Raw genomic sequence first — 23,455 nt, 5'->3', positions numbered from 1 at the left:
GCTCCGGTCCGCCCGCAGCCGGGGGTGGCCCGTCCGGCCGACCGAGAGCCCTGCGAAGCGGCCCCGGATCGCGACCTCACCTCACGGCGCAGCGGGAGGCTTCTTCGGTTCAAGAGTGGGAAGGACGGCCAGCAGGGCCTGTTCGAGTCGTTCCCGTGACGCTCTCGTTCCGGCGGTCGGCAGGTCGATGCAGAACGAGTCGACCACCGTCGAACCGATTGTCGTCACCGTCGCCCACCGCACGTCTGCCCCGTGCGCCTCGAAGACTCCGGCCAGACGACAGAGCATTCCGATCCGGTCCTCCGCCCTGATCTCGAGCACTACCTGCCCCGGATCCGTGGTGTCGAGCCAGATCAGGCGCGGTGGGGCCTGCGAGTAGATACCGGGTACCGCACGCTCGGGGCGTACCGACGGTGCGGACTCGCGCGTGGCGCGGTCCTTCGCGTCGAGTTCCGCGAGGAGGTGTAGGTCACCCGACCGAGCACGCACGAACTCCTGCCGCAGCAGCCCCTCCACCGGAGGCGCACCGAATCGTGGCACCACGATGAACGTGTTGACGGTGCTTCCCGCGTGACTGCCGATGGAGGCCGACTGCACTCGGAGCCCATGCAGCGCCAGCACTCCCGCGGTGTCGGACAGCACGCCGGGCTCGTCGGGTGCCACCACCGTCACCACGAAGCTCCGACCGTCGGGTCTCGGGTCGAGCGAGACATGCATGGCGCCGGATTCGGCGAGCCGCGCGAGTTCGGGGTCGATCGGCGACGGAGCCGGAAGGTCCTCCCCCGCCATCATCAGTTTGCAGCGCCGTACCAGTTCCCGGATGAGTGAAGCTTTCCACTCGCCCCAGACGCCGGGTCCGGTGGCCTGCGAATCTGCTTCCGCAAGTGCATGCAGCAGTTCGAGAAGCAGCGGGTCGCCCCCCAGCGCGTCCACCACCGACGTCACCGTTGCCGGGTCATCGAGGTCGCGGCGGGTCGCAGTGTGCGGGAGCAACAGGTGGTGCCGGACCATTGCTGTGAGCACCGACAGATCGGACGGCCACAAACCCATGCGCGTGCCGATCTGGGCGGCGACCTCGGCGCCGACCACACTGTGATCCCCACCGCGGCCCTTGCCGATGTCGTGGAGGAGCGCTCCGAGAAGCAGCAGATCGGGGCGTGACACCCGCGTCGTGAGGGCACTCGCGTGGACGGCGGTTTCCACCAGGTGGCGATCGACGGTCCACGTGTGGATGGCGTCGCGCGGTGGGAGATCGCGTACCGCCCCCCACTCGGGCAGCAAACGTCCCCACAATCCTGTCCGGTCGAGTGCCTCGACGACATCGACGGCGGCCGGTCCCGAGGCAAGCAGCACGATGAGGTCGTCGAGCGCCTGCCGTGGCCACGGTTCTCGCAGTTCCGGCGCGTGATCCGACAGGCGGGTCAGCGTCGCCGCGGAAATCGGCAGGCCCGATCGTGCGGCTGCAGCGGCCGCCCTGGTGATCAGGCCGGAATCCTTGCCCGGCCGGGCATCGCGGGCCAGCGCTACCTCTCCGCCATGTTCGACGACGCCTTCGTCGAGGGGGCGTCGTACCGGTCCACGGCGAAGGCGCGACAGACCCTTGCGCGGCAGGGAATTGCCCGCGGTGCGGACACCGACCTCGACGGAGTAGCTGATCGTGCGCGCCGCCTCTGTGAGTAGGCGAGCGAGGTCGAAACGGTCGCCTATGCGCAGTGCGGCACCGATCTCGTCGGCATCCTGAGCCTGCAGTTGATCACGACCGCGACCGGCGACGCGATGCAGTTCGGTACGGACGTCGAGTAGGTGACGGTGCGCGGCCGCGAGGCCGCCCCCGGGTGCGTCCGGTCCGAGGCCGGGCATGCCGTCGGTGAGCTGCGCGACCGACAACGCGTTGAGCAGCTGTACGTCCCGCAATCCTCCGCGACCACTCTTGAGATCGGGCTCGGCCCGGTGTGCGATCTGGCCCGACCGCTCCCAACGTGCCTCCGTCATCTCGATCAGCTCGTCGAAGCGGTTCCGGATCCCGGTGCGCCACTGTCTGCGTACGCCACCGATGAGCAGATTGCTCAGTTCGTGGTCGCCTGCGATGTGCCTGGCTTCGAGCATCCCGAGCGCCGCCGGAAGGTCGCCCGACGCCACCTGTAGGGCCTGCGGAACGGTGCGGACGCTGTGATCGAGCCGGATGTGGGCGTCCCACAGCGGGTACCACAGCCGGTCCGCGACCGACGACAGCGTCTCCGGATCGATGTCGTCGTGGAGCAGGATGAGGTCGACGTCGGAGTGCGGCAGCATCTCGCGACGACCGAGTCCCCCTACAGCCACGAGCGCGAACCCACTGTCCGGCCTGATCCCGAGCTCGGAGCCCTCGCTGATCAACCAGAAATCGAATAGGTCCACGAGCGCGTCGCGCAGTGCCTGGGTGTCGAGGCGGCGAGTGCGGCCGGAGCCGGAGACGAGTGCGTCTCTGGCCGCCGACAGGTCTGTCGCCGTATTCGTGCCCGAAGACGCCGAAGGCCCACGACCCGCTGCGTGCGCAGCGTGTCCTGGGCCTCGGGTCTCTGCACCCTGAGGGTCAGAGTGCATCCGTACCTCGTTCTCCGGTGCGGACTCGGATCACCGATTCCACCGGGGTGACCCATACTTTGCCGTCACCGATCTTCCCTGTTCGGGAGGCTTCCACGATCGTGTCGACCACCTTGTCCACCACCGAGTCGTCGACGACGACCTCGACGCGCACCTTCGGCACGAAGTCGACCGAGTACTCGGCCCCGCGGTACACCTCGGTGTGGCCCTTCTGGCGTCCGTAACCCTGCACCTCGCTCACGGTCATTCCGAGCACCCCGGCCTGCTCGAGCCCTGCCTTGACGTCCTCGAGCGTGAACGGCTTCACGATTGCCGTGATCAGCTTCATTTCTCATCCCTTCCCGGTGCTCACCGGACGTTGTCTTGTGTGTCCGCGTAACGCTTGCCCGTTATCTTCGTCCACTTCCACCTCGGCGACGAGGTGAAGCACTACTTCGGTTCGAGACGAAGTATTACTTCAGCGCGGTGGCGAAGTCGTATGCGGATTCCGCGTGCTCGGTTTCGTCGATGCCACGAGCTTCGTCCTCGGCCGAGACGCGCCAGCCCATGGGCCGCAGAGCGAGGGCGATCACAGCGGTGACGACGGCGGTGAACACAAGTGCGACCAGGGCGATCACGATCTGGATGACGAGCTGCTTGTAGTCGCCCCCGTAGAACAGTCCGGTTTCGGTGGCGAGAAGCCCGATGGCGACCGTGCCCCACAGACCGGACACCAGGTGCACGCCTACGACGTCGAGCGAGTCGTCGTAGCCGAACTTGTACTTCAGTCCGACTGCGAGGGCCGAGAGGATCCCGGCCACGACACCGAGAATGATGGATCCGACCGGGCTGAGAGCACCGGCAGCGGGGGTGATGGCAACCAGACCCGCGACAGCACCCGACGCGGCGCCGAGGCTGGTGGCCTTACCGTCCCGCACACGCTCGGTGGCGAGCCAGCCCAGAATCGCGGCGGCGGTGGCCACGGTGGTGTTGAGCCATGCGAGGCCGGCGACACCGTCGGCAGCGAACGCGGATCCACCGTTGAACCCGAACCATCCGAACCACAGCAGCGCGGCGCCCAGCATCACGAACGGCAGATTGTGCGGACGGAACGCGGTCTTACCGAAGCCTGCGCGCTTGCCGATGATGAGGGCGAGAACCAGCGCGGCGATACCGGCGTTGATGTGGACCACCGTGCCACCTGCGAAGTCGATCGGGTGAACCGCAGCGGTGAGACCCCCCTCTCCGTCGTCGACAGTGCCGAAGAGCATCGCGGCGATGCTGTCCTCGGAGCCGGAGAGCAGACCGCCGCCCCACACCATGTGAGCGAGCGGGAAGTAGGCGACGGTGACCCACACGCCGACGAACACCATCCAGGTACCGAACTTCACACGCTCCGCGAGCGCACCACTGATCAGTGCGGTGGTGATGATCGCGAATGTCACCTGGAATCCGATGTCGATGACCTGGGGGTAGTTGCCCAGCCCCGGCAGGAATCCACCTTCGTCGTCGTAGATGGCGCCCTGCAGGCCGAACAGCTCGAACGGGTTCGCGAAGATCCCGCCGATGCTCTCGGAGCCGTATGACATCGACCAGCCCCACAGCACATAGATCACACCGATCAGGGCCATCGCGCCGAACGACATCATCATCATGTTCAGGACCGACTTGGCGCGTGACATGCCGCCGTAGAAGAACGCCAGTCCCGGTGTCATCAGCAGCACGAGCGATGCCGCCATGAGCATCCATGCGGCGTCGCCGGTGTTCACCACTTCCTCCACTTGCACACCTCCCAGTTGTCCGCGCCGGTGAGCGCGTCGTTGGGGAAAGCTTGCTGCGGAGATGTTTCCGCCGAAGCGCTGTCCTGTTTCGTCGGCGTGAACGGGCGTCGGGGTGGTGTTTCGTTCATGTTTCCGCCGGAACGGACATCAAGAGACGACGAGGCCGCTCCCACCGTAGCGGGAGCGGCCTCGATTCGACCGATCGAAGTGTCGGCCGAGTAATGCTCGTCAGCCGAGCAGCGCGTCGACGAAGGCGCCCGGCTCGAAGGGGGCGAGATCATCCGCACCCTCGCCCAGACCCACAAGTTTGACCGGTACGCCGAGCTCGTGCTGCACCTGGAAAACGATTCCGCCCTTGGCGGTGCCGTCCAGCTTCGTCAGCACCACACCGGTGATGTCGACGACCTCGGCGAACACGCGGGCCTGCATGAGCCCGTTCTGACCGATGGTGGCGTCGAGCACCAGCAGAACCTCGTCGACAGCCGCCTTCTTCTCGACCACCCGCTTGACCTTGCCCAGCTCGTCCATCAGGCCGGTCTTCGTGTGCAGTCGGCCGGCGGTGTCGATGAGCACTGCGTCGACCCCGTTGTCGACACCCTTCGCAACGGAGTCGAACGCGACTGCTGCGGGGTCGGCTGCTTCCTTGCCGCGCACCACCTCGGCGCCCACCCTCTCGGCCCAGGTCTGGAGCTGATCCGCCGCAGCAGCACGGAAGGTATCTGCGGCGCCGAGCAGGACTCGACGTCCGTCTGCGACGAGAACGCGGGCGAGCTTGCCGGTCGTGGTCGTTTTACCGGTGCCGTTCACTCCGACGACGAGAAGCACTGCCGGGTGGTCGTCGTGCGGTAGCGCACGAATGGAACGGTCGAGGTCGGGGCGCAGTTCGTCGACCAGCACCTTGCGGAGCACCGCACGCGCGTCGGCTTCCGACCGGACGTTGCTCGCTGCCATCTCCTCTCGAAGCCGGTCGACGATCTTCACTGTGGTGGCGGAACCGAGGTCGGCGACCAGGAGGGTGTCCTCGATCTCCTCCCACGAGTCCTCGTCGAGATCGCCACCTCCGAGCAGGCCGAGCAGGCTCTTGCCCACAGCGTTCTGCGACCGGGCCAGGCGCCCGCGGAGACGAACGAGGCGCCCCGAGGTCGGCTCGATCTCGTCGAGCGCCGGTGCTGTAGCCGTGTCGGCAGGAGCGGGTGCAGGTACTGCGTCGGCGGGGGCAGGAGGGGTTTGCACAGCGTCGACCGGCGTCTCGGGCTCCACAGGCTCGGGAGCAGCCTCCGGTGCGGGAGCGAGATCGGGCGCGCTCTCCGGCTCTGCCGGCTCGGGTTCTGCGACGACCGGGCCTGGCGCGGCCTCCGGTTCGACGGGCTCGGGCTCTGCAGGCTCGGGCTCTGCAGGCTCCGGTTCGACGGGCTCGGGTTCTGCAGGTTTCGGTACGGTCGGCGGCACCACCGGGATCCGCGTGGTGGGCGGCGCCTCGGTGACCTCCTCGGGCAACGGGACGGTGCGCGGTTCCGGGCCCGGTTTCGGTGCGGGTTTCGGGGCCGGCCGCTGCACCGGTTCCGGCGGAGCGGTCGCCGTTGTTCCCTGACTGAAACTGAATCCGCTCTGCGCCTTGTAACCGCCCGAGCGATCCTTGGCTTCTGCAGTGTCGAGCTTCGGGGTTTCTTTCGCCGTCAGCGACACCTGGCGTCGCCGATAGAGCGTCAGGCCCACGACGAGCGCGACGAGAACAACCGCGAGGGCGGCCGCGATGACTATCCAGGCTCCGGTACTCACGCACCCATACTGTCAGGCTTGAAGCTCACCTTCCGGTTCAGGGACCGGTGTCGTGACATTCTGACCTCGCAGACGCTGGGAGATCACCCGAGTGATGCCGTCGCCTCGCATGCTGACGCCGTACAGCGCGTCGGCAACCTCCATCGTCGGCTTCTGGTGGGTAATCACGATCAGCTGCGACTTCTCGCGCAGCTGCTCGAACAATCCGATCAGCCTCCGCAAGTTCGTGTCGTCGAGCGCTGCTTCCACCTCGTCCATGACGTAGAACGGGGACGGTCGGGCACGGAAGATCGCCACGAGCATCGCGACAGCAGTCAACGACTTCTCCCCACCGGAGAGCAGCGACAACCGTTTGACCTTCTTACCCGGGGGCCTGGCCTCCACTTCGATACCCGTCGTGAGCATGTCCTTCGGGTCGGTGAGGACGAGCCTGCCTTCACCGCCGGGAAACAGCTTCCCGAATACCTGTTCGAATTCACGTTCGACGTCGGCATAGGCTTCGGTGAACACCTGCAGGATCCTCGCGTCCACCTCGTCGACGACTGCCAGCAGATCCTTCCGGGCGTTCTTGACGTCCTCGAGTTGAGTCGCCAGGAAGTTGTACCGCTCCTCGAGGGCGGCGAACTCCTCGAGGGCGAGCGGATTGACCTTGCCGAGGGTCGTGAGGTCCTTCTGCGCGCGCTTCGCGCGGCGTTCCTGCGTTGCGCGGTCGTACGGCTGCGGCTGCGGGGCAACCACCTGTTCGCCGCGCTCGCGTGCCTGCTCGTACTCGGCGATTTCGAGATCGGTCGGTGGGAGTGGGACGTCGGGGCCGTACTCAGCGACGAGATCGTCGAGCGCGATGCTGAACTGCTCGATCACGCTCTGTTCGAGCTGTTCGATACGCAGCGCCGCCTGCGCCCGGGCCACTTCATCGCGGTGCACGGCGTCGGTGAGCTGATCACGCTGTGTGGCGAACTCGCGGACGAGTCCCTTGGCACGCTCGAGTTGCTCGGCGCATTCGGTACGGCGGCGGGTCAGTTCTTCGCGGTGCGCATGCGCGGTAGCGACCGCGCTCTCGAGCTCCGTGGTCACGCGGGCACCGGCCGCAGCCACCGCTGCGGCCACTGCGGCAGCCTGCCGTCGGGTGGCTCGGGCCCGCTCTGCGCGGGCTCGGGCAACACGTTCGGCCTGTGCGGCGCGCCGTAACGAGTCCGCCTTGCCGCGCAACGATTCGGCGCGCTCCTCCGCCGTGCGCGCGGCGAGCCTCGCCTCCATCTCGACGGCACGCACCTCGGCCAGAGCTGCTGCGGCCATCTCCCGCTCGGCAGCGGTCGATTCGGTACCTCCGCCGTCGCCGGTGCCGTCCTGCTCGTCTTCCGCGAGCCGCAACCGCTCCTCGAGTTCGACGAGCTTCTCCTGCGCCGAATCGCGTTCCTTCTCCGCTGCCGTGCGCTGCGTGACGAGACGCTCGGATTCGGCGTGAGCGTTGCGAGCGGCCTGGCCGAGTCGTCCGAGCTGTTCGTAAACCGCCGACATTGCTGCGTCGGATTCGTTCAGTGCCGCGAGTGTCTGTTCGACGTATTCGGCGCGCGCCTTCTGCTCCTCGGCCGCACCGGTCAACGCTGCGGCGAGTTCTTCCACGCGAAGCTCCGCGGCCTCGAGCCCCTCCCGTGAGGAGTCGATCGCGGCCTGGATTTCGAGTGTGCTCGGCGCACGGTCGGAGCCTCCGACGACCCATCCGGATCCGGTGAGGTCACCGCGACGGGTGACGGCTCGCAGGTCCGGTCGCTGCGAGCACACCGTTGCGGCAGCCTCGAGGTCGTCGACCACCACGATTCCGGCCAGGACGGCATCGAGGCCTCCACGCAGCTCGTCGGGGCATTCGACCACGTCACGCGCCCACCGGGAGTCTGCGGGCAGCGACGCGGACTCATCGGGCGCCTCTGCTCCGACCGCGAGGAATGCGACTCTGCCCTGGTCGGCATCAGCGAGTGCGGTGGCCAACGAGTTCGCCGCAGCCACCGACGTGACCGTGAGGGCGTCGGAGGCCGGTCCGAGCGCAGCGGCGACTGCGGCCTCGAATTTGGGCTCGACACGAAGGCGATCCGCGAGCGGTCCCAGAACACCGGAGTCGGTGTGGTGCTCGAGCAGCCAGGCGGCACCGTCCTTGCGCTCGAGTCCCATGGACAGGGCGTCGATGCGAGCGCCGAGCGACGCGACCTCTTTTCCGGCGGCGCGTTCGGCGTTCTGAAGTTCTGCGACGCGGTCGTCGGCAATGCGCGCCGCCTCGACGGCTCGTTCGTGCTGGGCGTCGGCGTCGATCTCTCCCGCGTCGAGATCGTCGATGCGCCCCTGCGCGGTCTCGAACTCGGCCTGCGCGTCGACTCCGCGCCGACGAGCCTCCTCGATCGCGACAGTGAGGCGAGCGATCTCGCTGTCGATCGATTCGGTACGGGTTCGGACGGTCTCGACCTGACCGGTGAGGCGAGCGAGTCCCTCGCGGCGGTCGGCGATGGCGCGGACTGCCGCCATGTGTGCCCGCTCTGCCGCCGCTGCGTATTCCTCCCGGACGGTGAGTTGTTCTTTCGCCGCGTCGAGGGTGCCGTGCGCGATCTCCACCGCTTCGATCAGTTCGGCTTCTTCTGCGGCAATCTGCTCGGCGCGCGCTTCCATCTCGTCGGGGTCCTGCCCGGCACGCGTCTCGGGTTCCGCGTCAAGGTGGCGGGCGCGTTCCTGCGCGATCCGGACGGTCGCGGACACGCGTTCGGCGAGAGCAGAGAGCTGGAACCAGACCTGGGACGCTGCTTCGGCGCCCGGGGTGAGCTGCGCGAGTGCCTGTTCGTGGCGGGCGAGGTCTGCGGTGGCTTCGTCGAGCATCACGTTGACGTGATCGAGACGCTCGCGCAGGACTTGTTCCTGTTCGTCCTGGCCTGCGAACTCGGCGCGACGGGTGACGAGATCGTCGGCAGCGAGACGCAGCCGGGCATCACGCAGGTCGGCCTGAACGGTCTGGGCACGGCGCGCGACCTCGGCCTGTCGTCCCAGTGGTTTGAGCTGGCGACGCAGTTCGGCCGTGAGGTCGGTCAGCCGGGCGAGGTTCGCCTGCATCGAGTCGAGCTTGCGGACCGCCTTCTCCTTGCGACGGCGGTGCTTGAGCACCCCGGCTGCCTCTTCGATGAACGCCCGCCGGTCTTCCGGGCGGGATTCGAGGATCGCAGCGAGGCGACCCTGCCCCACGATGACGTGCATTTCGCGGCCGATACCGGAGTCGGAAAGAAGTTCCTGCACGTCCATCAGCCGGCACGAATTGCCGTTGATCTCGTACTCACCGGCGCCGTCGCGGAACATGCGCCGCGTGACGGATACCTCCGAATACTCGATCGGGAGCGCCCCGTCGGAGTTGTCGATCGTCAGGGTCACCTCGGCGCGACCGAGCGGAGGTCGCCCCGCGGTCCCCGCAAAGATGACGTCCTGCATCTTCCCGCCGCGAAGCGCTTTGGCGCCTTGCTCTCCCATCACCCAGGTGAGGGCATCGACCACATTGGACTTACCCGAACCGTTGGGTCCGACGACGCAGGTGATGCCGGGCTCGAAGCGGAGAGTCGTCGACGAAGCGAAGGACTTGAAGCCCTTCAGCGTCAGACTCTTGAGATGCATGAGGAAAAACCTTACCGGGACATCAGCGCTCGACGAATCCGGTGAGGCCACCGCGTGCCGGCTCCCAGTTCTCGACCACGAGGCGCACCTCCCCCGGTGTGAGATCGGACCGCAGCCAGTCGAGCAGCATCTCGAGCGCGTGGCGCGGTCCCTCGGCGATGACGAGAACCCGACCGTCGGCGTGGTTGGTGGCGTGGCCGGAGAGCCCCAGTTCCAGCGCTCGGGCACGGGTGAACCATCGGAAACCGACACCCTGGACCCGGCCGTGCACCCAGGCGGTCAGGCGTGCAGTGTCGTCGGGATGGTCGGTGTCGTCGGGGTGTTCGAGTGCCACAGCGCTTCTCTAGGCGTCGGCGGTGATGGTCAACGACACCTTCGTGCCGGCCTTCAGCGTGCGGCCGACGGTGCAGACCTTGTCGACGGATCGCTCGACGAGCGCGACTAGTCGCTGTTGGGCTTCGGCGTCGAGTTCGGAGAGGTCGAGGATCAGTTCTTCTTCGAGGTGCGGGTAGACCTCGTTCTCGCGGTCGGCTGCGCCGGACACCTTGATCGTCGCGTCGTAGTCGTCGCCGAGCCGCCGTGACAGGGGGAAATCGGAGCTCATTCCGGAACATGCGGCAAGGGCGATCTTCAGCAGCTCGCCTGGGGTGAAGACACCGTCGACGCTCTCGGAGCCGATGAGCACCTCGGCGCCGCGTGAGCTGCGGCCCGTGTAGCGGCGGGTGCCGGTGCGTTCGACCCACAGTTCGGTGGGTGTGGTCGCGGGGTTCTGGTCAGCCATGCGGGAAATCCTGCCATGCGCTGCCGACACCGAGCACAGGACGGTCCCTCACACCCTGGTGGTCGCGCCGCCGCGGATGATGCGTGGCCGGGGCTGGCAACGGGGACACGAAAAGGACGAGCGGTTCATGAACTTCTCGCGCCGGATCGGTGCGCCGCATCGAGGGCACGGCCTGTTCTCCCGGCCGTACGCATTCAAGGAGCGATCGAAGTAACCGGACTCACCGTTGACGTTGACGTACAAGGCATCGAAGGACGTGCCACCCTGACCGAGAGCTTCGGCCATCACGTCGTGAGCGGCAGCAAGCACGGCATGCAGTTTCGGGCCGGTCAGTTTGTCGGTCGGCCGGTTGCCGTGGATCTGCGCACGCCACAGTGCTTCGTCCGCGTAGATGTTGCCGATACCGGAGACGATGGTCTGGTCGAGCAGTGCGCGTTTGATCTCGGTGTGCTTTCCGCGCAGCACCTTCACCACGGCGGACGGATCGAATCGCGGGTCCATCGGATCCCGTGCGATGTGTGCGACGGGCAACGGTAATCGGTCACCGTCCACCTCGACGAGCTGTGCCAGTGCCCATCCACCGAACGTCCGCTGGTCGACGAAACGCAGGTCGGCACCGCTGTCGAGCACCGCGCGGATCCGCAGGTGCTTCTCGTCCGCAACGGTGGGCGGCTGCACGAGCATCTGACCGCTCATCCCGAGGTGCACGACCACTGCCAGGTCGGTCGGTTCGAGGACGAGCCAGAGGTACTTTCCACGCCGTTCGACAGCGGTCACGGTCTGGCCGGTCAACTGTAGTGCGAGATCACGCGGGCCCGGCTCGTGGCGTCGCGCCGCCCTCGGGTGCAGAACCTCGACGGATTCCATCGTGGCGCCCAGCACGTGGGCAGTCAGACCACGCCGAACGACTTCGACCTCGGGAAGTTCGGGCACGACAGGATCAGTTCGCCCCGGTCGAGGTCTCGGTTTCCTGGTCGGTCTCGCTCGACAACACCTGCCACGCGGTAGAGGCTGCCTTCTGCTCGGCTTCCTTCTTCGTCCGGCCGACGCCGACACCGTAGGGCTTTCCTGCCACGAGAGCGGTGGCCGTGAACTCCTTGTCGTGGTCGGGACCCGTCGCCGTGATCTCGTACACGGGCACGCCGAGTCCGCGTTCGGCAGTGAGTTCCTGCAGGCTCGTCTTCCAGTCCAGACCGGCTCCCAGACGTGGTCCGCGGTCGAGCAGTTCGGCGAACAGGCGCAGGACCACCTCGCGGGCGACTTCGATGCCGTGCTGCAGGTGAACAGCCCCGAGCAGCGACTCCATTCCGTCGGCGAGGATGCTCGCTTTGTCCCGTCCGCCGGTCATCTCCTCGCCCTTGCCGAGGAGCAGATGGACGCCCAGCCCACCATCGCCCAGTCCGCGCGCCACTTCGGCGAGTGCGTGCATGTTGACCACGCTCGCGCGAATCTTCGCAAGTTCACCTTCCGGTTTGTCCGGGTGGGTCAGATACAGGTATTCGGTCACGGACAGACCCAGCACGGCGTCGCCGAGGAACTCGAGTCGTTCGTTGGTCGGCAGTCCGCCGTTCTCGTATGCGTACGAGCGGTGGGTCAATGCCAGGGTCAGCAGGTCAGGGGCCACCGGGACACCGAGGGCGGCGAGGAGAGACGCATGTTCTCCCTCGCCGCCCTCGGGTGCGGTATCGATCGACTTGGTCGTCACGTAAGTACCGATCAGACGGGCGCGGTCACCTGACGACCGTTGTAGGTGCCACACGACGGGCACGCCACGTGCGGCAGCTTCTTCTCACCGCAGCCGCGGTTCGGGCAGGTGACGAGCGTGGGCGCAGTGGTGTTCCACTGGCTGCGCCGCGACCGGGTGTTGGAACGCGACATTCTGCGCTTGGGGACGGCCACGTCTACTTCTCCTCGTTGTTCTTGCTGTCGGATGCACTGCTGGATTCTTCGGAGCCTGCGCCGAACGCGGCTGCCAACCCAGCCCAGCGAGGATCCAGTATTTCATGTCCGTGCCCGGATTCGGCAATCGCCAGGCGAATACCACATTCCGCACACAGTCCCGCGCAGTCGTCGGTGCACAACGGACGTAGCGGAAGTTCCAATCCGACCGCATCGACGATCACAGGCTCGAGATCGATCAGATCGTCTTCGATCCGATAGACCTCGTCTTCCTGCGTGGTCTGGTCGGTCACACTGTTCGGGTAGGCGAACAGTTCGGTGAGGTACAAACTCACCTCGCCCGTGAACGGCTCGAGGCATCGAGAGCATTCACCGACGGTGTCGGCACGAACTGTACCGGTCACCAGAACACCCTCCGACACCGACTCCAACCGAAGGTCGAGGTCGATCTCGCTGCCTTCATCGATCGCGATCATTTCGAGTCCGATGCGCGATGGAGACGGAACGCGGCGCTGCACCGTACGCATCGACCCGGGACGACGCCCCAGCGAGAGCGTGTCCAGCACGAGGCCGGCTTCCCGTTCGGGATGCCGCGTACCGGAGCGGTGGGTAGACAACGTCGATCTCACTTTCGAATAGAAGGCAGTGCGAATTCACTGGGCAACCGTTCAATGGTACGCGATGACCCCGCGATTCACGAAAAAACACGGGTTCACCACGCGAAACGCGTCACCGCCGCCAGGCGGCCCGGTGGTCGGCCTCGGCATAGTCCGGTCTTCCCGAAGTCCTCAACTGCTGACGCCCGCGGCCCACCGAACGCAAGGTGGTGTCGAGGATCTCCTCGAACTCGGCGAGCTTGCCGTCGACATACTCGTCACACTCGGTGCGCAACCGATCGGATTCGGCGTGGGCACCATCGATGACGCGCGCCGACTCCGCATGCGCGGACTGCACGACCTCGGTCTGAGATACCAAGCGTGCCTGCTCGGCCTCGCCGTCGGCGATGGATCGGTCGTATGCCGCTTTACCTGCCTCGACCATACGGTCGGCCTCGGATCGAGCCCTGCCGGTGACGGCGTCGTACTGCCGCTTGCCGTCGGCGATGAGAGCATCCGCCTCCGCCTGCGCATCGGCGACCAGTTCGCCCGCGTGCGCGCGCGCCTCCGCCACCATGCGGTCGGCCTGCGCCTTCGCGTCGGAGAGCATCCGATCGGCGTCGGCTCGGGCCTCCTCGACCAGCGTGCGCGCCTCTTCGTCGGCGTCGCCGACCGTTTTGTCCGCCAGGGCTCGTGCGTCGCCGATCAGTTTGTCGCGGTGATCGAGAACGTCCTGAGCGTCGTCCAGTTCGGCGGGAAGAGCGTCCCTCACGTCGTCGAGAAGTTCGAGCACATCGCCGCGTGGGACCACGCAACTCGCCGTCATGGGAACGCTTCGTGCCTCTTCGGTGATCGCGACAAGTTCGTCGAGTGCCTCGAATACCCGGTACACGCCAACCCCAATCCTGATCCGTCGACCCGGCCGGTGCGACCGCGCCGTGTCCAGTCTGCCGCAGCGTGCGCTCCGGTTCCGGTCCACGCGCCGGTGTGTCGGATCACGGTTCGGTGGTGTGCGGGTTGTTACTCGGCTGCGGCCCGTTCGGCGAGGCGTGCGAGAAGCCGTTTGTGCACGGCCTCGGGAAGCATCTCCGAGACGTCACCGCCGTAGGCGGCAACCTCCTTGACGAGCGAGCTCGACAGATAGCTGTACACGGGATTGGTGGCCACGAACAGAGTGTCGACGCCGGTGAGCTTGTGATTCATCTGGGCCATTTGCAACTCGTAGTCGAAGTCGTTGGCGCCGCGGAGCCCCTTGACGATCGCAGAGATCCCGTTCGCAGTTGCATAGTCGACCAGCAGCCCCTGCCAGGAATCGACGCGAACATTGCCGAGATGAGAGGTGGCCTCGGCGAGCATCTCGAGGCGTTCGGGCACCGTGAACATGCCCTGCTTGTTGGGATTGATCACGACGGTGACCACAACCTCGTCGAATTGCACCGCGGTGCGAGCGATGACGTCGAGGTGTCCGTTGGTGACCGGGTCGAAGGATCCTGGGCATACCGCGCGGCTCATGAGTCAGCACCGTAACAGGCCGCGATCTCCACGCGCGTCTCACCGTACTTCCGGACCCTGTCGACGTCGAAACCGGTGGGCCACTCGGTTTCCGGCGATCGGCTGGAGCGTTCGAGCACAACGATCGTGTTCTCCCCCACCCACCCCTGCTCGACGAGCGCAGTGAGCATCGCCGACACCGCGCTCTCCGCGATCGCGTACGGCGGATCAGCGAAGACCAGATCGTATTCGCGGTCGGCACCCGCCGCCAGGACCGCGGCGACCGGCGCCGACCGCAACACCGCGCCGGACAGGCCGACGACGGCGATGTTGTCGCGGATCACCGCCGACGCTTTGGCGTCCGATTCGACGAGCATCGCGTGCGCTGCCCCTCGCGACAGCGCTTCGAGACCGAGCGCGCCCGACCCCGCATAGAGGTCCAGCACGACTGCCCCGTCGAGATCCATCCGCGCGTCGAGCGAACTGAACAGTGCTTCGCGCACCCGCTCGGATGTCGGTCGAGTACCGCGGGGCGGCACCTTCAGGCGCCGCCCCCCGGCTCGACCGGCAACGATTCGTGTCACTCGGCGCTTGCCTCCGTCGACACCACCACGAGCAGATCTCCGCCTTCGACCTGCTGGACGGGTCCGGCTGCGATGCGGGTGATCAGCCCACCGCGCGGCGCAGTGATCGCTGCCTCCATCTTCATCGCCTCGATCGTGGCGACCGTGTCGCCGGCCGCGACCTTGTCGCCCTCGGACACGACGAGCGTGACCGTGCCCGCGAACGGAGCCGCGACATGTCCCGGATCGTTGCGGTCCGCCTTCTCCGCGGCCGGAACCTCGCTGGCGATCGACCGGTCACGCACCGACACCGGACGAAGTTGGCCGTTGAGCAGGCACATCACGTTGCGGAAGCCGCGCTCGTCCGCGTCGGAGATCGCCTCGAGCCCGATGAGCAGTTCGACGCCCTTGCCGAGCCGCACACGGTGTTCCTCGCCGTATCGAAGCCCGTAGAAGAACTGGTTCGCCGACAGTTCGCTGGTGTCCCCGTACTGCTCGCGATGCTGCTCGAACTCGCGGGCCGGGCCGGCGAACAGCAACCGGTTGAGGGTCGTCCGACGCTCGAGTGACGACCCGGCCAGGCCCTTCTCCTCGTCAGCGGTCAACGGTGTCTCGGCCTTCGGTTCCCCGCGACCGGACAGCGCCTTGGAGCGGAACGGCTCCGGCCAGCCACCGGCTGGTGTACCGAGGTCGCCGCGCAGGAACCCGATGACCGAATCGGGGATATCGAACTTTCCGGGTTCGGCCGCGAAGTCGTCGACCGACACACCCGCACCGACCAGGTGCAAGGCGAGGTCGCCGACGACCTTCGACGACGGCGTCACCTTGATCAGGCGCCCCAACAGGCGGTCGGCGCCTGCGTAGGCAGCCTCGACGTCCTCGAACCGGTCGCCGAGTCCGAGCGCGATCGCCTGCTGACGGAGGTTCGACAGCTGCCCGCCCGGGATCTCGTGCGTGTAGACACGGCCGGTCGGTGCGGGCAGGCCCGACTCGAACGGCGCGTACACGCGGCGCAGTGCCTCCCAGTACGGCTCGAGATCGCACACTGCCTGCAGGTCCAGGCCGGTATCGAATTCGCTGTGCGCCGCTGCCGCAACGATCGCCGACAGTGCCGGCTGGCTCGTCGTCCCGGCCAGCGCCGCCGACGCCCCGTCGACCGCGTCGGCTCCGGCGTGCCAGGCCGCGACATAGGTGGCGAGCTGGCCACCGGGGGTGTCGTGCGTGTGCACGTGCACAGGGAGATCGAAGTTGCTGCGTAGCGCCTTGACCAGGGTTGCCGCGGCGGGCGCGCGGAGCAGACCTGCCATGTCCTTGATCGCGATGATGTGCGCGCCGGCATCGACGATCTGCTCGGCCAGCTTCAGGTAGTAGTCGAGGGTGTAGATGGTCTCGTTCGGGTTCGACAGGTCGCCGGTGTAGGACATGGCCACCTCGGCGAGCGTGGTACCTGTCTCGCGCACCGCGTCGATCGCCGGCCGCATCTGATCGACGTTGTTCAGCGCATCGAAGATACGGAAGATGTCGATGCCCGTGTCGGCGGCTTCCTGCACGAATGCGCGCGTGACTGCCTCCGGGTACGGGGTGTACCCGACGGTATTGCGCCCGCGGAGAAGCATCTGCAGGTTGATGTTCGGAATCGCCTCACGCAGCGCAGCAAGCCGCTCCCACGGATCCTCGTGCAGGAAACGCAGCGCCACATCGTAGGTGGCACCGCCCCACGCCTCGATCGACAGCAGTTCCGGCGTCATGCGAGCGACGTGGCCGGCGACCGTGAGCAGGTCCTTGCTGCGCACACGCGTCGCGAGCAGCGACTGGTGTGCGTCGCGGAACGTGGTGTCGGTGACGCCGATGGCCTTCTGTTCGCGCAGTGCCCGCGCGAAGCCCTCGGGTCCGAGTTCGAGCAGTCGTTGCCGCGACCCGGGAGCCGGGGGCGCCGACAGGTCGATCGCGGGGAGCTTGTCGTGCGGGTACACCGTCGCGATCCGCTCGCCGTGCGGCTTGTTGACCGTGACGTCGGCGAGGTATTCGAGGATCTTGGTGCCGCGGTCGGCCGAGCGTCGCAGCGTCAGCAGGTGCGGGCGCTCTTCGATGAACGAGGTCGTCACGCGCCCGGCGCGGAAGTCCTCGTCATCGAGCACGGCCTGCAGGAACGGGATGTTCGTCGATACACCGCGGATACGGAACTCGGTGACCGCACGACGGGCGCGGGCGACGGCCGCCTCGAGGTCACGGCCGCGGCACGTGAGCTTGACGAGCATCGAGTCGAAGTGCGCCGAGATCTCTGCGCCGACCGAGGTGCCACCGTCGAGGCGGATACCTGCACCACCGGGGGTGCGGTAGCCGGTGATGCGGCCCGTGTCCGGACGGAAGCCGTTGGCCGGGTCCTCCGTGGTGATACGGCACTGCAGCGCCGCACCGTGGATGCGGATGGTGTCCTGGCTCAGACCGAGATCGGCCAAGGTCTCGCCCGAAGCGATCCGCAGTTGCGCCTGCACCAGGTCCACGTCGGTGATCTCCTCGGTCACCGTGTGCTCGACCTGGATACGCGGGTTCATCTCGATGAACACGTGCTTGCCGCGCTCGTCGAGGAGGAATTCGACCGTTCCCGCGCACTGGTAGCCGATCTGCTCGGCGAACGCGACAGCGTCCGCGCAGATCCTGTCGCGAAGGTCCGGGTCCAGGTTCGGGGCAGGCGCAAGCTCGATGACCTTCTGGTGACGGCGCTGCACAGAGCAGTCCCGCTCGTACAGATGGACGACGTTGCCGTGCTTGTCTGCCAGGATCTGCACCTCGATGTGACGAGGGTTGACCACCGCCTGCTCGAGGAAGACCGTCGGGTCGCCGAACGCCGCATCGGCCTCACGGGATGCCGCCTCGATGGCCTCGCGCAGCTGTGAGGGCTCGGCCACTCGCCGCATACCGCGGCCGCCACCACCCGCGACAGCCTTGACGAACACCGGGAAGGTCATCTTCTCCGAAGCCGCGACAAGCTCGTCGAGATCGGCAGACGGCTCCGACGAGGCCAGTACCGGCAGTCCCGCTGCTTTCGCAGCCGCGATCGCACGCGCCTTGTTTCCGGTCAGTTCCAGGATCTCGGTCGAGGGGCCGACGAACGTGATGCCCGCACGGTCGCACGCCGCGGCGAGGTCAGGATTCTCGGACAGGAAGCCGTAACCCGGGTAGATGGCGTCGGCGCCGACCGACACGGCTGCCTTCACGATCTCGTCGACCGAGAGGTACGCCCGGACCGGGTGCCCTTCGTCACCGATCTGGTACGCCTCGTCGGCCTTCAGCCGATGCAGGGACTTGCGATCTTCGTACGGAAACACCGCGACCGTTTCAGCACCCAGTTCGTAGGCGGCACGAAACGCGCGGATTGCGATCTCGCCTCGGTTGGCGACAAGCACTTTGGAGAACATTGCATGACGGTACCGCGCCCGAACAGCACTTCAGGCTCCGGGATTCCACATCTCGAGACGCTGCGGCGTTCCCCCTCGACTGTAACGATGCAGTCGTCCACCTGGTAACAAACACGAAACCTGCGCGGTCGCAAGGCCGTAACACCGCGGCCCCGCCATGCCGCGTTCGAATGGATTCACCGATGAATTTTGTCGGGTGGGACGGTCGGTTTTCTGTAACCGCGAGCCGACGATCCGAGACACTGGGGACCGAGACGCCGGCATTGCACATCGCAAGGAAGGACAACGCTCATGCCCCGCAGGACCACCGCGCATCTGTTCAGCTCCGTCAACGGCGTCGTCGAGTCGCCCGACAAGTTCCAGTTCGACGCCTTCGGCCCCGAAGAGGGCGAGTTGATGGCCGAATCGCTGGACGGGGTGACAGATGTCGTCATCGGACGAAAACTCTGGCAGGAGTGGTCGGAGTACTGGCCGGGCGCCGACGACCCTTTCGGCGCGTTCATCAACCCCGTCCGCAAACACGTCGTCACCAGCACGCTGGACAGCGACGGTAACTCACTCGGATGGAACAGCACGGTGATCACCGGCGATCCAGTCGAGTACGTCAGAGCACTTCAGCAGGACGGTTCGGGCGGCATCACCGTGGCCGGCGGTATAGAGACCATCCGCTCTCTGTTCCTCGCCGGTGTCGTCGACGCACTGACCTTGACCGTCCACCCCGCTGTGACCAACGAAGGCCGACGACTGTTCGACGAGTCCGTGCCGATGACCAGACTCGACCTGGTCGACAGCAGAATCACCGGCCAGGGCAATGCAGTCCTGACCTACACCCTGCACGACTGACGGCGGTCGCCCTCGGTCACGATTTCTCGAGGAACTCGGCTTTCGTAGTGTCGAGCGCAGCGCCCATCATGCTCGCGAGCCCCGGATGTTGCTTCAGTTCCGGATCTTTCTCCGTGACGTCCCGCGCGAAGCGCTGCGCAGCGGCGATCACCTCCACGTCGTCGACGAGCGAAAGCAGACGCAGAGTCGACACCGTTCCGGATTGCGCGACACCGAGTACGTCGCCCTCGCGACGCAACTGCAGGTCGAGTTGGGCGAGCTCGAATCCGTCTGCCGTGCTTGCGACCGCCTCGAGCCTGGTCATCGTCGGGCTTCCCGGCTTGGTATCGGTGATCAACAGGCACAGGCCCTGGTGGCCTCCCCGGCCGACCCGGCCACGGAGCTGATGGAGCTGACTGACACCGAACCGGTCGGCATCGACGATCACCATCACCGTCGCGTTCGGCACGTCGACTCCGACTTCGACGACCGTGGTGCACACCAGTACGTCGATCTCACCCGCACCGAAGTCGCGCATCACCGCGTCCTTCTCGTCGCCGGGGAGCCGCCCGTGCAGCAACCCGACCCGCAGTTCGGCCAGCGGACCCGACACCAGTTCGTCGAACTGCTGCACGACCGATTTCGTGTCGGGCGGCTTCTGCTTGCCCTTCTTCCCGGTGACGGACTCGTCGAGGAGTTCGAAGGCTGCGGGATCGAAGGCGGCGTCGTCGTCGGCATCGCCATCACCGATTCGCGAACACACGACATATGCCTGACGGCCTTCCGCGACCTCCTCACGGATTCGCTCCCACGCGCGGTCGACCCAGGTCGGATGGACCTTCGCAGCCACCACACGGCTGACGATCGGCGAACGCCCCTTCGGGAGCTGACGCAGCGTCGACACTTCGAGGTCGCCGAGCACCGTCATCGCGATGGTGCGCGGGATCGGGGTGGCGGTCATCACCAGCACGTGTGGGGCTGCTCCGTCACGGCCTCGGGAACGCAGCTTGTCGCGTTGTTCCACGCCGAATCGGTGCTGCTCGTCGATTACGACCAGGCCGAGATCGAAGAAGTCGACATTGTCTTCGATCAGAGCATGGGTGCCGATGACGATGCCCGCGTCGCCGGTCACCGCCTCGTTCAGCGCCTGCCGCTTCTGCGCTGTTTTCATCGAGCCGGTCAGGAGGGTGATACGAGTGGCGAGTTCGTGGGCACCGAGTTCACCGGCGGCGGCGAGGTCGCCGAGCATCGCGGTGAGTGAACGTGCGTGCTGGGCTGCGAGCACCTCGGTGGGTGCGAGCAGCGCACACTGATGACCGGCATCGATCACCTGCAGCATCGCCCGCAACGCGACGATCGTCTTTCCGGAACCCACCTCGCCCTGAAGCAATCGGTTCATCGGGTGCTGCTGCGACAGGTCCGCGGAGATCTCCTCCGCAACGGACAGCTGCCCCTCGGTCAGTTCGAACGGCAGTCTGCGATCGAACTCGTCAGCGAGCGCATCGGCCCGCCGCGGACACCTCGGTGCGCTCCGAACCTCGACATCGTGGCGCCGGCGCGCCATCACCAACTGCACCGCTGCGGCTTCGTCGAACCGCAACCGTTCCCGCGCGAGGGTGACATCGTTCTTGGAATCGGGCAGGTGGATGGTTCGCAGGGCCTCGTCGAGTCCGATGAGAGAATTCTCGCTGCGCACGCCGCCCGGGAGCGGGTCCTCCACGGAATCGAGCTGATCGAGAACCTGCCGGACGCACCGCATCACTGTCCACGACTCCACGTCGCGGGTCGCCGGATACATCGGGATGAGGGCTCGATCGAAGATCGACATATCGATGCCGTCGGCACCTTGGGCGCTGCGCGCCAGCCCGGCCAGCGCGCCGGCGCCGCGGACACGTCCCGGTGCGGGGGCAGCGCCGCCGACCTCGGGCTCGCGCGGCTCCGGGAGGATCACGTAACTCGGATGCGCCAGGCTCCACTTGTCGCGGAAATACTTCACGGTGCCCGAGAACATGCCCCGCACACCGGGCTTGATGTTGTATTTGACCTTGTGCGGGTTGAAGAAGGTGACGTCGATCCGGTGGCGGTCGGACACCAGCACCACAGCCAGCCGGGTGCCGGGGCGACTCTTCATCCGTACCTCGTCGGCCTTCTCCACTCGGGCGATGATCGTGACGTGCTCACCCTCGGCCGGTTGAGTGTCGCCGAGTTCCGCACCCTGCGCGGCGTAGCGGTGCGGGTAGTGCCGCAACAGGTCTTCGACCGTGGTCATCCCGAACGCGTCGGACAGTTTGTCTGCGGTCTTCCGGCCGAGGAGATGATCTAGGCGGTCCGCGAGTGTCGCCACTACCGTCCCTTCCGTTCCGTGCGGTGACCATCCGAGGTCGCCGGTTACTCGACGCCGAGCTGCAGCAGGTCGCTGCGCTGTCCCCCCTGGTACACCACGACCTCCAGTTCCGGGTGGCGGTCGTCGAGGTGGCGGGTCAGTTGTTCGGCGAGACCGTCGGGGGCGCCGTCCCCGACGAGCATCGTCACGAGCTCACCACCCGCGGCGAGGATCTTGTCGAGCAGCGACACACCCGCTGCCACAAGATCATGCTCGATGACTACGACATCTCGTCCCGCGAGCCCGAGACTGTCTCCCGGTTGACACGTCCCGACCCAGGTCAAGGCACGTTCGGTCGCGTACCGCAATGATCCCCAGCGGGTCGCGGCCGCCGCTTCCGACATCGCGAACGCGTCATCGACGGTCGCGCGCCGCGCGTCGTGCACTGCGAGGGACGCCAGTCCCTGGACCATCGAGGAACACGGCAGGAACATCACCTCGCGTCGACCGTCTCGGGCCTGCGCACCCACTGCGACGACGTCCTGCTCCGACACCCAGCCGTTGGGAAGGACGAGGACGTCCGAGCTCGGCAACGAGCGGATCGCGTCGAGCAGCAGACGGGGGTCGACGGCTGTCTCTGCGGAGAGGACGGTAGCGCCCTCGGCGTCGAACAATCCCTCCGCGCCGTCACCCGAGGCAATCGCGAGGACCGCGCGGCCGGACGTGGACCTCGGGGAACTCGGTGCACTCGGGGCACTCGGTGCGCACTGCCCGAGTCGGTCTGCTTGCAGCGTGAAGCAGGTGATCGAGATGCGGCGCAGCCTGCCCGCCGCAACTCCCGCCTCGATCGCAGCACCGGCGTCGCAGCAGTGCACGTGGACCGACCATCCTGCCGAACCGTCCCCCACGATCGCAACCGAGTCGCCCAGTTCGTCGAGCCGGGCCCGGAGCACCGCGATCCGCGCGCGATCGGACCCGTCGACGATGTACATGACCTCGTAGTCCTGAGTCTCGCCATCCCGTTCGGCAGCGTCGCGATCCGGGATGTCCGGCCCACCGGTGTCGGCGACGGGCGAGCTGGTGAGGCGCAGGTGACGGTCGGGGCGCCGGCCGGACACGATTTCGACCAGGCAGTCGAGCAGGATCAGCAGACCGAGACCGCCGGCGTCGACGACTCCGGCCGCGGCAAGGACCTCGAGCTGTTCCGGTGTGACCTCGAGCGCGGTCGCCGCGGCGTCGGCGGCGGCCCCGACAGCGCCCCGCAACGATTTCGTGTCGATCACCGCGCGTCCCGCTCCGTCCGCGGCCGCGCGCAGCACCGTGACGACCGTGCCCTCCGCGGGGGTGCTCAGGGCATCGGTCACGGTCGTGGCGGCCCGGTCCAGGGCACGCGCGAAGTCGCGACCGTCGACGGCGGTCAGTCCCGCGATCGAGTCCGCGACGCCGCGCAGTCCCTGCGCAAGAATCACCCCGGAGTTGCCGCGAGCTCCGACGAACGCACCGCGGGCCAGTGCTTCGGCGACCGCTCCGACCGAGAGTGCACCGTCGACGGGTCCGCCGAGTTCGTCGGCACCGGCGCGCAGCGTGGCGAGGAGGTTGGTCCCGGTGTCTCCATCCGGGACCGGGAAGACATTGAGGGTGTTGATCTCGTGGCACCGTTCGTCGAGGGTGGCCAACGCCAACTCGACCCAACGACGCAGTGCTCGACCGTCGACGCCCTCACCGCCTTCGAGCACCGAATCAACCCCTTTCCCGTGCCGTCGTACACTCGTGGAAAGACTAGCCGCGCCCCGTTCACGT

At 66.9% G+C, this 23,455-nt stretch carries 18 protein-coding genes; 1 reads left to right on the top strand and 17 read right to left on the bottom strand.

Annotated elements, in window-relative coordinates; genetic code table 11:
- Positions 1-81 precede the first annotated feature (81 nt).
- The 15 genes from HCA61_RS13180 to HCA61_RS13110 all read right to left on the bottom strand — a co-directional run bounded on the left by HCA61_RS13180 (position 82) and on the right by HCA61_RS13110 (position 18,510).
- Positions 82-2,583: a [protein-PII] uridylyltransferase gene (locus HCA61_RS13180; protein WP_169688642.1), complete on the bottom strand. Its 2,502-nt coding sequence runs from the start codon at positions 2,581-2,583 to the stop codon at positions 82-84.
- A complete protein-coding gene (locus HCA61_RS13175) occupies positions 2,573-2,911 on the bottom strand; it encodes a P-II family nitrogen regulator (RefSeq protein ID WP_054717737.1) in 339 nt (112 codons plus the stop codon). Before HCA61_RS13175 ends, HCA61_RS13180 begins: the two co-directional genes overlap by 11 nt.
- 124 nt (positions 2,912-3,035) lie before the next feature.
- Positions 3,036-4,343, bottom strand: coding sequence for an ammonium transporter (locus HCA61_RS13170; RefSeq protein WP_169688641.1), 1,308 nt, complete (start codon positions 4,341-4,343; stop codon positions 3,036-3,038).
- A gap of 228 nt (positions 4,344-4,571) precedes the next feature.
- Positions 4,572-6,122: a signal recognition particle-docking protein FtsY gene (ftsY, locus tag HCA61_RS13165; protein ID WP_169688640.1), complete on the bottom strand. Its 1,551-nt coding sequence runs from the start codon at positions 6,120-6,122 to the stop codon at positions 4,572-4,574.
- Positions 6,123-6,134: 12 nt separating this feature from the next.
- Complete coding sequence (gene smc / locus HCA61_RS13160) at positions 6,135-9,761, bottom strand: chromosome segregation protein SMC (protein ID WP_169688639.1); 3,627 nt, start codon at positions 9,759-9,761, stop codon at positions 6,135-6,137.
- Between the two features lie 22 nt (positions 9,762-9,783).
- Positions 9,784-10,095: an acylphosphatase gene (locus HCA61_RS13155; RefSeq protein WP_169688638.1), complete on the bottom strand. Its 312-nt coding sequence runs from the start codon at positions 10,093-10,095 to the stop codon at positions 9,784-9,786.
- Between the two features lie 9 nt (positions 10,096-10,104).
- The gene (locus HCA61_RS13150; protein WP_169688637.1) at positions 10,105-10,542 is read right to left on the bottom strand and encodes an OsmC family protein; all 438 of its coding nucleotides are present in this window, start codon (positions 10,540-10,542) and stop codon (positions 10,105-10,107) included.
- Between the two features lie 48 nt (positions 10,543-10,590).
- A complete protein-coding gene (mutM, locus tag HCA61_RS13145) occupies positions 10,591-11,475 on the bottom strand; it encodes a bifunctional DNA-formamidopyrimidine glycosylase/DNA-(apurinic or apyrimidinic site) lyase (RefSeq protein ID WP_169688636.1) in 885 nt (294 codons plus the stop codon).
- A 7-nt stretch (positions 11,476-11,482) separates the two neighbouring features.
- On the bottom strand, positions 11,483-12,247 hold the full coding sequence (gene rnc / locus HCA61_RS13140; RefSeq protein WP_169688635.1) for a ribonuclease III: 765 nt from the start codon (positions 12,245-12,247) through the stop codon (positions 11,483-11,485).
- Between the two features lie 11 nt (positions 12,248-12,258).
- The gene (gene rpmF, locus HCA61_RS13135; protein ID WP_006551208.1) at positions 12,259-12,441 is read right to left on the bottom strand and encodes a 50S ribosomal protein L32; all 183 of its coding nucleotides are present in this window, start codon (positions 12,439-12,441) and stop codon (positions 12,259-12,261) included.
- A 2-nt stretch (positions 12,442-12,443) separates the two neighbouring features.
- On the bottom strand, positions 12,444-13,007 hold the full coding sequence (locus HCA61_RS13130; RefSeq protein ID WP_169688896.1) for a YceD family protein: 564 nt from the start codon (positions 13,005-13,007) through the stop codon (positions 12,444-12,446).
- 163 nt (positions 13,008-13,170) lie between these two features.
- Entirely contained in the window at positions 13,171-13,929 is a 759-nt protein-coding gene (locus HCA61_RS13125; RefSeq protein ID WP_169688634.1) for a DivIVA domain-containing protein, read from the bottom strand.
- Positions 13,930-14,057: 128 nt separating this feature from the next.
- Positions 14,058-14,549, bottom strand: a complete 492-nt coding sequence (gene coaD, locus HCA61_RS13120) for a pantetheine-phosphate adenylyltransferase (protein ID WP_169688633.1) — start codon at positions 14,547-14,549, stop codon at positions 14,058-14,060.
- Positions 14,546-15,112, bottom strand: a complete 567-nt coding sequence (rsmD, locus tag HCA61_RS13115) for a 16S rRNA (guanine(966)-N(2))-methyltransferase RsmD (protein WP_169688632.1) — start codon at positions 15,110-15,112, stop codon at positions 14,546-14,548. Before rsmD ends, coaD begins: the two co-directional genes overlap by 4 nt.
- A complete protein-coding gene (locus HCA61_RS13110; RefSeq protein ID WP_169688631.1) occupies positions 15,109-18,510 on the bottom strand; it encodes a pyruvate carboxylase in 3,402 nt (1,133 codons plus the stop codon). Before HCA61_RS13110 ends, rsmD begins: the two co-directional genes overlap by 4 nt.
- A 291-nt stretch (positions 18,511-18,801) precedes the next feature.
- Here HCA61_RS13110 and HCA61_RS13105 point away from each other — a divergent pair, with 291 nt between their 5' ends.
- Positions 18,802-19,353, top strand: coding sequence for a dihydrofolate reductase family protein (locus HCA61_RS13105; protein WP_169688630.1), 552 nt, complete (start codon positions 18,802-18,804; stop codon positions 19,351-19,353).
- 16 nt (positions 19,354-19,369) lie between these two features.
- On the opposite strand, the gene recG is transcribed toward HCA61_RS13105, so the two are convergent.
- Both recG and HCA61_RS13095 read right to left on the bottom strand, forming a co-directional pair.
- Complete coding sequence (gene recG / locus HCA61_RS13100; protein WP_169688629.1) at positions 19,370-21,676, bottom strand: ATP-dependent DNA helicase RecG; 2,307 nt, start codon at positions 21,674-21,676, stop codon at positions 19,370-19,372.
- Positions 21,677-21,720: 44 nt separating this feature from the next.
- Complete coding sequence (locus tag HCA61_RS13095) at positions 21,721-23,391, bottom strand: DAK2 domain-containing protein (RefSeq protein ID WP_169688628.1); 1,671 nt, start codon at positions 23,389-23,391, stop codon at positions 21,721-21,723.
- Positions 23,392-23,455 lie beyond the last annotated feature (64 nt).

The organism is Rhodococcus sp. HNM0563 (assembly GCF_012726195.1).
Classification (GTDB): domain Bacteria; phylum Actinomycetota; class Actinomycetes; order Mycobacteriales; family Mycobacteriaceae; genus Rhodococcus.
This window is presented reverse-complemented; position numbering and strand designations above follow the sequence as displayed.

Excerpts from the sequence above, each read along its gene's own strand:
- HCA61_RS13180 (WP_169688642.1), bottom strand. The coding sequence starts at position 2,583 with ATGCACTCTGACCCTCAGGGTGCAGAGACCCGAGGCCCAGGACACGCT.
- HCA61_RS13175 (WP_054717737.1), bottom strand. The coding sequence starts at position 2,911 with ATGAAGCTGATCACGGCAATCGTGAAGCCGTTCACGCTCGAGGACGTC.
- smc (WP_169688639.1), bottom strand. The coding sequence starts at position 9,761 with ATGCATCTCAAGAGTCTGACGCTGAAGGGCTTCAAGTCCTTCGCTTCG.
- HCA61_RS13150 (WP_169688637.1), bottom strand. The coding sequence starts at position 10,542 with ATGGCTGACCAGAACCCCGCGACCACACCCACCGAACTGTGGGTCGAA.
- coaD (WP_169688633.1), bottom strand. The coding sequence starts at position 14,549 with ATGAGCCGCGCGGTATGCCCAGGATCCTTCGACCCGGTCACCAACGGA.
- HCA61_RS13110 (WP_169688631.1), bottom strand. The coding sequence starts at position 18,510 with ATGTTCTCCAAAGTGCTTGTCGCCAACCGAGGCGAGATCGCAATCCGC.
- HCA61_RS13105 (WP_169688630.1), top strand. The coding sequence starts at position 18,802 with ATGCCCCGCAGGACCACCGCGCATCTGTTCAGCTCCGTCAACGGCGTC.